The 12,658-nt window shown below is 57.0% G+C and carries 11 protein-coding genes; 4 read left to right on the forward strand and 7 right to left on the reverse strand.

The window, feature by feature from the left end; translation table 11 throughout:
- Positions 1-9: 9 nt before the first annotated feature.
- The 3 genes from putA (at position 10) to SERAS12_RS15040 (ending at position 4,773) form a co-directional block, all read left to right on the forward strand.
- Positions 10-3,981, forward strand: coding sequence for a trifunctional transcriptional regulator/proline dehydrogenase/L-glutamate gamma-semialdehyde dehydrogenase (putA, locus tag SERAS12_RS15030; protein WP_013813455.1), 3,972 nt, complete (start codon positions 10-12; stop codon positions 3,979-3,981).
- A 166-nt stretch (positions 3,982-4,147) separates the two neighbouring features.
- The gene (locus SERAS12_RS15035; protein ID WP_013813456.1) at positions 4,148-4,330 is read left to right on the forward strand and encodes a type II toxin-antitoxin system HicA family toxin; all 183 of its coding nucleotides are present in this window, start codon (positions 4,148-4,150) and stop codon (positions 4,328-4,330) included.
- Positions 4,331-4,359: 29 nt separating this feature from the next.
- Positions 4,360-4,773, forward strand: coding sequence for a type II toxin-antitoxin system HicB family antitoxin (locus tag SERAS12_RS15040; protein WP_013813457.1), 414 nt, complete (start codon positions 4,360-4,362; stop codon positions 4,771-4,773).
- 32 nt (positions 4,774-4,805) lie between these two features.
- On the opposite strand, the gene tcyN is transcribed toward SERAS12_RS15040, so the two are convergent.
- The 7 genes from tcyN to SERAS12_RS15075 form a co-directional block, all read right to left on the reverse strand.
- Positions 4,806-5,558, reverse strand: a complete 753-nt coding sequence (gene tcyN, locus SERAS12_RS15045) for an L-cystine ABC transporter ATP-binding protein TcyN (RefSeq protein WP_013813458.1) — start codon at positions 5,556-5,558, stop codon at positions 4,806-4,808.
- 3 nt (positions 5,559-5,561) lie between these two features.
- Positions 5,562-6,224 carry a cystine ABC transporter permease gene (gene tcyL, locus SERAS12_RS15050; RefSeq protein ID WP_013813459.1) on the reverse strand — a complete coding sequence of 221 codons (663 nt, stop codon included), beginning with the start codon at positions 6,222-6,224 and terminating at the stop codon, positions 5,562-5,564.
- Positions 6,224-7,024 (reverse strand): cystine ABC transporter substrate-binding protein, encoded by an 801-nt coding sequence (gene tcyJ / locus SERAS12_RS15055; protein WP_013813460.1) that lies wholly within the window; start codon positions 7,022-7,024, stop codon positions 6,224-6,226. The genes tcyL and tcyJ overlap by 1 nt, the downstream gene beginning before the upstream one ends.
- Positions 7,025-7,138: 114 nt before the next feature.
- Positions 7,139-8,131 carry a D-cysteine desulfhydrase gene (locus SERAS12_RS15060; RefSeq protein ID WP_013813461.1) on the reverse strand — a complete coding sequence of 331 codons (993 nt, stop codon included), beginning with the start codon at positions 8,129-8,131 and terminating at the stop codon, positions 7,139-7,141.
- Between the two features lie 125 nt (positions 8,132-8,256).
- Complete coding sequence (gene fliZ / locus SERAS12_RS15065) at positions 8,257-8,766, reverse strand: flagella biosynthesis regulatory protein FliZ (protein WP_013813462.1); 510 nt, start codon at positions 8,764-8,766, stop codon at positions 8,257-8,259.
- A gap of 56 nt (positions 8,767-8,822) precedes the next feature.
- Entirely contained in the window at positions 8,823-9,545 is a 723-nt protein-coding gene (locus SERAS12_RS15070; protein WP_013813463.1) for an RNA polymerase sigma factor FliA, read from the reverse strand.
- Between the two features lie 182 nt (positions 9,546-9,727).
- Positions 9,728-10,969, reverse strand: coding sequence for a FliC/FljB family flagellin (locus tag SERAS12_RS15075; RefSeq protein WP_013813464.1), 1,242 nt, complete (start codon positions 10,967-10,969; stop codon positions 9,728-9,730).
- Positions 10,970-11,250: 281 nt separating this feature from the next.
- On the opposite strand from SERAS12_RS15075, the gene fliD reads away from it, so the two are divergent.
- Positions 11,251-12,654, forward strand: coding sequence for a flagellar filament capping protein FliD (gene fliD / locus SERAS12_RS15080; protein WP_013813465.1), 1,404 nt, complete (start codon positions 11,251-11,253; stop codon positions 12,652-12,654).
- The last annotated feature ends 4 nt before the right edge of the window (positions 12,655-12,658 follow it).

A 12,658-nucleotide genomic window follows, 5' to 3' on the forward strand; every position in this document is an offset into this window, starting at 1 on the left:
TGGATTGGCATGGGCACTACCACAATGGGCGTGAAGCTCGACGAAGCAACACGCGACCGGATTAAAGACGCGGCACAGCGTATCGATCGCACGCCGCACTGGCTCATCAAGCAGGCCATTTTCAATTACCTCGAGCGTCTCGAGAGCGGTTCCGATATTCCTGAAATTCCAGCACTTGCCGCCGCGGCCCAGGCCGAAGCGGACGACATTATGCCGCAAGCACTGGAAGAGTCCCACCAGCCATTCCTTGAATTTGCAGAACAAATTTTGCCGCAGTCGGTCAACCGGGCCGCCATTACCGCCGCTTATCGTCGCCCGGAGACCGAAGCGGTGCCGATGTTGCTCGAACAGGCGCGATTACCTGCCGATCTTGCCAAAGCTACCCATAAGATGGCTTACGACATCGCCGAGAAGCTGCGTAACCAAAAGAGTGCAAACGGCCGCGCCGGCATGGTGCAAGGTCTGCTGCAAGAGTTCTCGCTTTCCTCGCAGGAAGGCGTGGCGCTGATGTGCCTGGCGGAAGCCCTGCTGCGCATTCCGGACAAGCCAACTCGCGATGCGCTGATCCGCGATAAAATCAGCAACGGCAACTGGCATTCCCACCTCGGCCGCAGCCCGTCGCTGTTCGTTAACGCCGCCACCTGGGGCCTGCTGTTCACCGGCAAGCTGGTATCGACCCATAATGAAGCCAATCTGTCCCTTTCGCTGAACCGCATCATCGGCAAAAGCGGCGAACCGCTGATCCGCAAAGGCGTGGATATGGCGATGCGTCTGATGGGCGAACAGTTCGTGACCGGCGAAACCATCGCCGAAGCGCTGGCCAACGCACGCAAACTCGAAGACAAAGGCTTCCGCTATTCCTACGACATGTTGGGTGAAGCGGCGCTGACCGAAGCCGACGCGCAGGCCTATCTGGTGTCCTACCAGCAGGCTATCCATGCTATCGGCAAAGCGTCTAACGGCCGCGGTATCTATGAAGGCCCAGGCATTTCGATCAAGCTCTCCGCCCTGCACCCGCGTTACAGCCGCGCGCAGTACGAGCGCGTGATGGAAGAGCTTTACCCGCGCCTGCTGTCGCTAACCTTGCAGGCGCGGCAGTATGACATCGGCATTAACATCGATGCCGAAGAAGCCGATCGTCTGGAGATCTCGCTCGATCTGCTGGAGAAGTTGTGCTTTGAACCGCAACTGGCCGGTTGGAATGGCATTGGCTTCGTGATCCAGGCATATCAAAAACGTTGCCCGTTCGCTATCGACGCGGTTATCGACATGGCACAACGCAGCCGTCGCCGCCTGATGATCCGCCTGGTGAAAGGCGCCTATTGGGACAGCGAGATCAAACGCGCCCAAATGGACGGGCTGGAAGGCTATCCGGTATACACCCGCAAGGTCTACACCGACGTGTCTTATCTGGCCTGCGCCCGCAAACTGCTGGCGGTGCCAAACCTGATTTATCCGCAGTTCGCCACCCATAACGCCCACACATTGAGCGCGATCTATCATCTGGCGGGCAACAACTATTATCCGGGTCAGTATGAGTTCCAATGCCTGCACGGCATGGGCGAACCGCTGTATGAGCAAGTGGTGGGCAAAGTGGCCGACGGCAAACTGAACCGCCCTTGCCGCATCTATGCCCCGGTCGGCACCCATGAAACGCTGCTGGCGTATCTGGTACGTCGCCTGCTGGAAAACGGCGCCAACACCTCGTTCGTTAACCGCATTGCCGACGCCACCCTGCCGCTCGACGAACTGGTTGCCGATCCGGTCACCGCAGTCGAGGCCCTGGCCGCAAGCGAAGGCCAGATTGGCCTGCCGCACCCGCGCATTCCGCTGCCGCGTGAGCTGTATGGCGATAAGCGCACCAACTCCAGCGGCCTGGATCTGTCCAACGAACAACGTCTGGCCTCGCTGTCCAGCGCACTGTTGACCAGCGCCACCCAGCCGTGGCGTGCAGAACCCATTATCGACGCAGAGCTGGATCAGGGCGTGGAACAGCCGGTGATTAACCCGGCCGAGCCGGGCGATGTGGTCGGTTACGTGCGTGAAGCCACCGAAGCGGAAGTCAGCCGGGCGCTCGACGCCGCCGCCGCCGCCGGCCCAATCTGGTTCGCTACCCCACCTTCCGAACGCGCCGCCATTCTTGATCGCGCCGCAGAACTGATGGAAGGCCAGTTGCAAAGCCTGCTGGGCATCCTGGTGCGCGAAGCGGGTAAAACCTTTAACAACGCCATCGCCGAAGTGCGCGAAGCGGTCGATTTCCTGCATTACTACGCCGGCCAGGTGCGTGATGACTTCGCCAACGACAGCCATCGCCCGCTGGGTCCGGTGGTCTGTATCAGCCCGTGGAACTTCCCGCTGGCGATCTTCACCGGCCAGATTGCCGCGGCATTGGCGGCAGGCAACAGCGTGCTGGCCAAACCGGCCGAGCAAACTCCGCTGATTGCCGCACAGGCGGTGCGCATTCTGCTTGAAGCCGGTATTCCCCAAGGTGTGCTGCAACTGCTGCCGGGCCAGGGTGAGAGCGTCGGTTCGGTGCTGGTCAACGACGCCCGCGTGCGCGGCGTGATGTTTACCGGTTCCACCGACGTCGCAGGCATCCTGCAACGCAGCATCGCCGGGCGCCTGGATCCGCAGGGCCGCCCAACGCCATTGATCGCCGAAACCGGTGGCCTGAACGCCATGATCGTCGACTCTTCCGCCCTGACCGAACAGGTGGTGACGGACGTGGTCGCCTCGGCCTTCGACAGCGCCGGCCAGCGCTGTTCCGCGCTGCGTATCCTGTGCATTCAGGAAGACGTGGCGGAACATACGCTGCAAATGCTGCGCGGCGCGATGGCCGAATGCCGCATGGGTAACCCGGAACGCCTGTCTACCGACATCGGCCCGGTGATCGACGCCGAAGCCAAAACCGGCATCGAACGTCATATCCAGGCGATGCGCGCCAAGGGCCGCAAGGTCTATCAAGCGGCGAAAGGCAATGCGCAGGATGAGAAAGAGTGGTCACGCGGCACCTTTATCAAGCCGACGCTGATCGAACTGGACAGCTTCGACGAGCTGCAAAAAGAGATCTTCGGCCCGGTGCTGCATGTGGTCCGCTTCCAGCGTACCAATCTGGAGTCGCTGGTCGATCAGATCAACGCCGCCGGCTATGGCCTGACGCTGGGCATTCACACCCGCATCGATGAAACCATTGCCCGCGTTACCGACCGCGCCAAAGTGGGCAACCTGTACGTTAACCGCAACATGGTTGGCGCGGTCGTCGGCGTGCAACCCTTCGGTGGCGAAGGCCTGTCCGGCACCGGACCGAAAGCCGGTGGCCCGCTGTATCTCTACCGCCTGCTGGCCAACCGCCCGGACGACGCCGTTCAGCGCACCCTGAACCGCCAGGACGACGAGCGCCCGCTGGAAGCCACCGCGCGACCGCTGCTGCTCAATGCCCACCAGGCGCTCGAGCAGTGGGCTGTTGCCGAGAAACACAGCGATCTGGTGCAGTTGGCGCAACGTTACGCCGAACTGGGCCAGGGCGGCACCGTTCGACCGCTGCCGGGCCCTACCGGCGAACGCAACACCTACGCCCTGCTGCCGCGTGAGCGCGTGCTGTGCCTGGCGGACAACGAAACCGATGCGCTGACTCAACTGGCAGCCGTGCTGGCGGTTGGCAGCAGCGTGCTGTGGCCTGAAGCCGAATTGCAGCGCACGCTATACCGCCGCCTGCCGGCAACGGTTCAGGCGCGTATCAGCTTCAGCAAGGACTGGCAGCAGGATAAGGTGGAGTTCGACGCCGCCATTTACCACGGCGACGCCGATCAGCTGCGTACCCTGTGCGAGCAGATCGCCCAACGCAGCGGTGCGATCGTCTCGGTACAGGGCTTTGCCCACGGTGAAACCAATATCCTGTTGGAACGCCTGCTGATCGAACGTTCGCTCAGCGTCAACACTGCCGCCGCCGGTGGTAACGCCAGCCTGATGACCATCGGTTAACGCTTAAAGAGGGATTGCAGCCGTTTGTAATCCACTCTGCTGTCACCCTCGCAAACCCTGCACCCGTGCAGGGTTTTTTATTGTCTGCACAAAAGCGGCGCGCTAGCGTATTAATCCTGTTGCCATAAAGTGTGTATGGTGTGTATCATAAAGGGACGGTAAGCGCGTGAAAAGTTCAGAACTGATCAGGCTGTTAGAACGAGAAGGTTGGGTTTTAGAGCGGATAAAGGGAAGCCACCATCAGTTTAAACACCCGAGATCTCGTTTGGTGATCACCGTTCCACACCCGCGTAAAGATCTGAAGCCGGGAACGCTGCGCCAGATCATGAAAGATGCCGGGCTGTGCTAACCCGGTACCATGAGTTAACAGGAGAAATTATGTTCTACCCTGCTTATGTACATTCAGACCTCGACGGCAGCGCCAGCGGTTTCTTCCCCGATGTGCCGGGTTGTTATTTTGCCGGCGATACCCTCGATAAAGCCTTTGAAGATGCCAAAGGCGCGCTGGACGCGCATTTCGAACTTCTGAGCGAAGACAACCAGGCCATCCCACGCCCACAGGCCGTTTCCTTCCATCTGGCACAGGAAAACGACACCCTGAACGGCGGACAGTGGCTGCTGGTCGATATCAATATGGATAAGTTCGATGGGCGGGCGGAACGTATCAATATCACCCTGCCGCACCGCTTGTTGAACCGCATCGATTCACTGGTGCAGCAGCATCCTGGCTATGGGAGCCGCAGCGCCTTTTTGGCCGCCGCCGCCCGTAATGAATTATCGAAAGCCGGTTAGTCGAGAGTCAGGGGGCAAAACGCCCCCCTTTCTCATTGATTCAAAAACTTGTCGAGGAATTGCTGGGTGCGCTGGTGTTGCGGGTTGGCGAACAGTTGTTTGGCCGGCCCCTGTTCGACGATGCGTCCGTGGTCCATAAAAATGGCACGGTCGGCAACGTCGCGAGCAAAGCTCATTTCATGCGTCACGATCACCATGGTGCGCTTCTCTTCCGCCAACGAGCGAATGGTGTTGAGCACCTCGCCCACCAGCTCTGGATCGAGCGCGGAAGTGGGTTCATCAAACAGGATCACTTCCGGCTGCATCGCCAGCGCGCGGGCAATCGCTACACGTTGCTGCTGGCCGCCGGAAAGCCGGCGTGGATAAGCGGACTCTTTGCCGCTCAGCCCGACTTTGGCCAGCAAAGCACGGGCGCGCTGTTCGGCACTGGCTTTGCTCTCACCCTTAACGATGACCGGGCCTTCAATAATGTTCTCCAACACCGAACGGTGCGGAAACAAGTTGAAGTTTTGGAACACGAAGCCCACCTGCTGGCGCAATGCCCGCACCTGTTTTTTCTGTTTGCTCAGCGGCTTTGAACCGTCGATCTGAATATCGCCGACGCGAATGGTGCCGGAATCCGGAACCTCCAGCAGATTAATGCTGCGCAGCAAGGTAGTTTTCCCCGAGCCGCTCGGCCCGATAATCGCCACCACTTCACCGGCGTTAACCTCCAGATCGATCCCATGCAGCACCGTTTGGCCGTTGAACTGCTTGACCAGTTTTTTCACTTCGATGGCACTCATGCGTTACTCCTGATCCTGGCGGTTAACGTGGGCTTCCAGGCGATTTTGCAGTGCCGAAAGCAGGGTCGCCATCACCCAGTAAATCAACGATGCCGCCAGATACATGGTAAACACTTCCAGCGTACGCGAGGTGATCAGCTGCGCCTGACGGAATAGCTCAGGGACCTGAATGGTCGCCGCCAACGAGGTGTCTTTCACCAGGCCGATGAAACTGTTGCCCAGCGGCGGCAAGGCGGTGCGCGCCGCCTGCGGCAGGATCACCCGGCGCAAGGTTTGCCAGCGCGTCATGCCAATGCTGGCTGCGGCTTCCCACTGCCCTTTTTCAATCGACGAAATCGCCGCACGCAGCGTTTCCGAGGTATAGGCTGCGGTGTTAAGCGACAGGCCAATCAGCGCCGCCGGGAAGGGATCAAATTCGATGCCGAACTGCGGCAGGCCGTAGTAAATCATGAACAGCTGAGCGATCAATGGCGTGCCGCGAAACAACGACACATAAATGCGCGACAGCCATGACAGCGGCCATAACGGCGAAAGGCGCATCAGCGCCAGCAGAAAACCAAGCAGTAAACCGAGCGCCATGCCCCCCAGACTAAGCTGGAGGGTAAGTATCGCGCCCTTCAATAAAAATGGCGCTGAATCCAGCGCCAGTTGAATACTTTCGTGCATTATTTAGTTACGTCCGCGCCAAACCATTTCTCGGAGATCTTCGCCAGCGTGCCGTCTTTTTGCATCTCGGCAATCGCCTGGTCAATCGCTGCCAACAGTTCCGGGTTGTTTTTACGCACCGCGACGCCAGACTCCTGACGAGAGAACGCCGGGCCGGCAACCGCCAGCGTATCGCCGGTTTTCTTCACCAGATCCAATGCCGCCAAACGGTCAACCAGAATGGCGTTGATGCGGCCAACGCGCAGATCCTGGTACTTGGTCGGGTCGTCATCATAGGTACGTACGTCGACGCCCTGCACGTTTTCACGCAGCCATTGCTCATAGTTGGTCCCCAGGCCAACGCCGACCTTTTTGCCCTTCAGATCGTCCGGCTTGGCAATGGTGCCTTCGTTGCCCTTCTTCACCAACGCCTGAATACCGGAAACGGTATAAGGCGTTGAGAAATCATATTTCTTCTTGCGCTCGGCGGAGATCGTCACCTGGTTGATCACCACGTCGATGCGTTTCGATTCCAGCGATGCCAGCATGCCGTCCCATTTGGTCGGGTTCAGCTTGGCCTTCACGCCGATGTGCTGTGCCAGCGCGTTGGCGAAATCCACTTCGAATCCGGTCAACTTCCCGTCTTCGCCCTGGAAGCTGAATGGCGGATAGGTGCCTTCCAGCCCGACAATCAGCGTACCGCGCTGCTTAACCTGCTGGAGCAGATTGTCGGCGGCATAGGTTTGTGCGCTTAAACCGGCGGTCAGCGCAACGGTCATCACGCCCAACAGCAATTGACGACGAAATTTGGAAAAGATCATAAACACCCCATATTCTGTTTATCTTTTTTGATATCAGCACTTTACCAGTGCGTTTGACTGCATAAAGGAATATAACTTTATAAATATAGTTCAAAATGGAATAACAAGCTGCCGTCACACCTGCGGATGATAGGCAAACAGCGCCGGCGCACCACCGGTGTGAATAAACAGTATCGGGCCATCGCCGCAAAAACGCTGCTGGGCAATGCCGTCGATCAGGCCGGCCATCGCTTTGCCGGTATAGACCGGATCCAGCAACACCCCTTCCTGCTGCGCCAGCAACTGCACCGCCGCCGTGCCCTCTTCGTTGGGCATGCCATACTGCGGCGCAAAATACTCGTCCCACAGTTGGATCGGCGCCAGAGTGTCGATGCCTAACGAGCAAGCCAGCGCCTTTTGAATCAGCTCAACCTTGGGCAATTGGTCGATCACTTTACGCGAAACCGTAACGCCAATCAGTTCAGTCTCCGGCAGCAGTTGCTGAAGGCCGACCGCCAACCCGGCATGCGTGCCGGCACTGCCGGAAGCCACCAGCACTGAACTGAAAACGACGCCGCTACGCCGGCTCTGTTCGGCAATTTCCAGCGCGCACTGCACGTAACCCAGCGCGCCCAACGCGTTGGAGCCGCCCACCGGCACCACATAAGGCCGGAAACCCTGCCCTTCAAGACGCGTCGCCAGGTCGGCCAATTGCTGCTGCGGATCGTGCAACGCTTCGCACATCACCACTTCGGCATTGAACAGCCCGAGCAGCAGACGGTTGCCGTTGGTGAGGTAGTTTTCCGCTTGGGTGTCGATCGGGTTTTCCAGCAACGCCACGCAGTGCAGGCCGAGTTTTGCCGCTACCGCCGCAGTTTGACGCACGTGGTTGGATTGGATAGCGCCGGCGGTCACCAGCGTATCCGCGCCCTGTCGCAAGGCCTCGGCAGCAAGATACTCCAGTTTTCTCAGTTTGTTGCCGCCCATCGCCATCGGCGTGACGTCGTCACGTTTGATGTAAATTTCACGGCCAAGGTAGTCTGAAAGGCGAGACAGTTTTTCGAGCGGTGTGGCAGAGCCGACTAAATCGAGGCGCGGGAATTGCGCCAGTTGCTGTTGCAGATTCACAACGTCCCCCAGGGAACAGGTATCAACATCTAAAGCATAGATTTATCAGATGTGGGCTGAATAATCACTCTTTTTGATGAGACGTAAAGCGGTAAACCCCCGGCCGGCGCGCCGGGGAGACGGGATCAGTAGGTCTTCTGCCAGGCGATATACTGGTCGTATTTACGCAGGGCAATGCGGTAATTATTGTGTGCGGCGCTGGGCAAGTCTTCGATAATGCGCTGATGGTTATTGTTGCTGGCGAACTTGTCCGCCGGATAGTTTCGCGCCACCAGCATTTCGTCCAGCCGACGCAGACGCACCACGTATTCGCGGATAGTGCTGTGGCTCATCTCGGTCTGCTCAAACAGATACTGTTTGAACGCCATGATATCGAAATAGCTCGGATGGCTGTTGCAGGAAATCTCACTGCAAAAACGGCATAGCGCGGTCAGCTCATTTTGCACATTCAGCCAGACGTTATCGTCAATCGGCTGGTCCATGCGCGCAATGGCATCTTTGTTAATGATCTTGCCTCGGAACACCAACGCCATGCGATCCAATAATTTACTGCACTGGGAGCAGTGGGTTTGGCTGTGTTTGTAATCTTTCAAATAACGACTCAGCGGCCGTTTTTTCAATAATATTCCTGGCATAAGACAGTCCGGTTATCGCAACGGTAATCAGGTTGAAGGGTAAGAGTTGACTCGCCTCAATTTTCGGCCGCCAGGCGGGCGCGCAGCCGCTTGATCGCCTGACTGTGCAGTTGGCTGACGCGCGATTCCCCCACGTCCAGCACGGCACCGATCTCTTTCAGGTTCAACTCTTCCTGGTAATACAGCGTCAGCACCATTTTCTCGCGCTCCGGCAACGCGTCGATAGCGTTGATCACCCGCTGGCGGAGGTTGCCCTCCAGCAGATGATGCAGCGGGTTGGCCTCTTCGTGCCCTTCCAGCAGCGGCTCTGCGCTTTCGCCATGCTCTTCACGCCATTCGTCGTAGGAGAAAAGCTGGCTGTTATTGGTGTCCAACAGTATTTGACGGTACTCATCCAGCGGGATATTCAGCGTCTGCGCGACTTCCACTTCACTGGCCGGGCGGCCGAGCCGCTGTTCCAGTTGCCGCATCACCTGTGCCACTTCACGTGCATGCCGACGCACGCTGCGCGGCACCCAGTCGCGGCTGCGCAGCTCATCGAGCATTGCGCCGCGAATGCGCTGCACCGCATAGGTGGTAAAGGCGGTTCCCTGCAGGGCGTCATAACGCTCAACGGCGTTCAACAACCCGATTCCCCCGGCCTGCAGCAGATCGTCGAGCTCCACGCTGGCGGGCAACCTGACCTGCAGGCGCAACGCCTCGTGGCGCACTAACGGAACATAGCGCAGCCAAAGAGAATTTTTGTCCATCACGCCTTCGGCGGTATACAGATCGCTCACTATGTCTAAAACCTGCGGATAAGAGAGTCAGCGCTATTATCCGTAGGGGGCAAAATGCCAATCGGCTGAACAGTCGCACAAAATAGGCTTTATTTGCGCCATGCATTAACTTCTGGGCGCGCACCATAAAAAAACCCTGCCGAAGCAGGGTTCTTTACGACAGGTTAATCGCGGAGAATCGATTAACGCAGCAGGGTCAACACGTTCTGGGTAGACTGGTTAGCCTGTGCCAGAACGGAGGTGCCTGCCTGTTGCAGGATGTTGGCACGGCTCATGTTGGACACTTCGGTCGCGTAGTCGGCATCCTGAATACGGGACTGAGAAGCGGACAGGTTGTTCACGGTGCTGTTCAGGTTGTTGATAACAGAATCGAAACGGTTCTGTACCGCACCCAGAGAAGAACGCAGCGAATCAACCTGAGACAGCGCTTTGTCCAATACGGCCAGCGGATCATCCGTTGTTGGCGTGGTGCTCATTTCTGCGCCTTTGCTGACTTTACCCGCAGAGTCTACGTTAGCTTTGAAGTATTTGGCATTTGCGCCAGTGCCTTCCTGGATAACGTAAGACTTGCCGCTGTCATAAGACTTCAGGTTAGCCGCGTCAGCGCCGGTTGCAGTCACTTCCTGCTTAACGGTGGTGGTCGCGCTGGTGCCGGTCAGACCGGTAGTTTCAGTCGCTGCGATCGCAGTGATGTCACCTGAAGTTTTGTCAACGGTGGCCAGGTAGTTCTTGCCATCGGTGCCTACCGCGTAAACGTCGCCGGTCGCGTCATCTTTGATAAAGCTGGCTGGTGCAGCACCGTTAGCCTGCTTGTTAGTGGTGTTGGTGATGGCAATATCTTTGCCGTTTGGTACCGTCGTTGCCGCGCCACCCACTTTGGTAGGATCGATGGAGGTCGCAACGCTGAACTTGTCCAGGCCCAGAGTAGAAGAGTTGATGTTTTTCAGGTCGATATCGATAGTTTCGTTATCGTTGGCACCCACTTGAATGGTCAGTTTCTGGTCGCCGCTCAGCACTTTCACGCCGTTGAAATCGGTTTGCGCAGAGATACGGTTGATCTCGGACATACGCTGGGTGATTTCGTCCTGGATTGACTGCAGGTCGCTGGAAGAGTTGGAGCCGTTCTGGGACTGTACGGTCAGACGACGGATGTTTTGCAGGTTGTCGTTGACTTCGTTCAGTGCGCCTTCGGTGGTCTGCGACAAAGAGATACCGTCGTTAGCGTTACGGGAAGCCTGAGTCAGGCCTTTGATGTTAGCGGTGAAACGGTTAGAGATCGCCTGACCCGCAGCATCATCCTTCGCGCTGTTGATACGCAGACCAGAAGACAAACGCTCGATCGCAGTGCCCAGAGTGGATTGGGATTTGTTCAGGTTGTTCTGCGCCATCAGCGACAGGCTGTTGGTGTTAATTACTTGTGCCATTGTATGCTTTCCTTACGAATCAGTTGCGATATTCGCATCACGGTTAAAAGGTTCGGGCTTCGTTGCCCACGGCGTCAACCACCGTCCCATCAGGTATCGGCCCTCCCCCTGCAACCTTTAGAAATTTTTTATTTTTTTTTCGCTTTCCGGCAATGGCATAAATAACGCTGTTTTTCCTTCCTCTATTGCGCCATCGGTTTTTTATTTTTTCAGTAAACTTTTTCTCCACTGGGCCGATAAACGCGTAAAGCGAATAAAGTCATTATCAAGGAGAATTACGAATGGCATCGATCAGTTCATTAGGCATCGGCTCAGGACTCGACCTCAACGGCTTGCTGGACAAGCTGACCAAAGCGGAGCAGCAACGCCTGACGCCCTACACCACCCAGCAGACCAGTTACAACGCCAAATTGACCGCTTACGGCACCCTGAAAGGCTCGCTGGAGAAGTTTGATACCCTGAGCAAAGATCTGGCCAAACCGGATTTCTTTAATAACACCACCGCCAGCACTCACGATCAGTTCACCATTACCACCAATGCCAAAGCGGTACCGGGCAACTATGTGGTCGAAGTTGAACAGCTGGCGCAGCCACAGACGCTGACGACTCAGGCGACCATTAGCGATCAAACCACCGAACTCGGCACCTCCGGCGCCAGCGGCCGCACCATCAGCATTACCCAGGGCAACCCGGCCAAGACCGTTAATATCCCTTTGAATGACGATCAAACCTCGCTGCTGGAAATGCGCGATGCGATCAACGGCGCGAAAGCGGGCGTCAGCGCCAGCATCATGCGCGTTGGCGATAACAAGTATCAGTTGGCGTTAAGTTCCTCGACCACCGGCGAAAGCAACAAGATGTCGGTCAAGGTCAATAATGACGATGCGCTGAACGACATTCTGAGCTACGACTCCAGCATCCCCAGCGGTGCCATGAAGCAGACGGTTCCCGCGCAGGATGCCAAAATCAAGGTTAACGGCACGGAGATCCAACGCAGCACCAACACCATTGCCGATGCCCTGCAAGGCGTAACGCTGGATCTGAAAACCAAGACCAAGGTCGATGAACCGCAAAACCTGGTGATCAGCAACGATAAAACCGGCTCCGCCGATAAAATCAAAAGCTGGGTCGACAGCTATAACTCGCTGCTGGACACCTTTAATTCGCTGTCCAAGTTTACCCCGGTGAAAAGCGGCGAAGAGCAATCGGCGAAAAACGGCGCACTGCTGGGCGACAATACCCTGCGCGGCATTCAATCCTCAATCAAAAGCGCGCTTAGCTCGGCTCAGGACAACCCGGAGCTGAAGGGACTGGGCAATCTGGGGATCACCACCAATGTGAAAACCGGCAAGCTCGAGCTCGATAGCGAGAAACTGAAAAAAGCCATCGATGAGAAACCCGCCCAGGTGGCGAATTTCTTTGCCGGCAACGGCACGGATACCGGCATGGCGACCGAAATCCACAATGAAATTCAAAATTATATTAAAGCCGGCGGTGTGCTCGAGAATGCGACCAAGAGTATCAACACCAATCTCGATCGCCTGAATACGCAAATTACCCGCGTGACAGAAAGTATTCAGAACACCATAGACCGCTATAAACAACAGTTTGTTCAACTCGATACCATGATGTCCAAACTTAATGGCACCAGTAATTATTTAAACCAACAGTTCTCATCCAAATAAGAAC

The organism is Serratia sp. AS12 (assembly GCF_000214195.1).
GTDB classification, from domain to species: Bacteria; Pseudomonadota; Gammaproteobacteria; order Enterobacterales; family Enterobacteriaceae; genus Serratia; species Serratia plymuthica.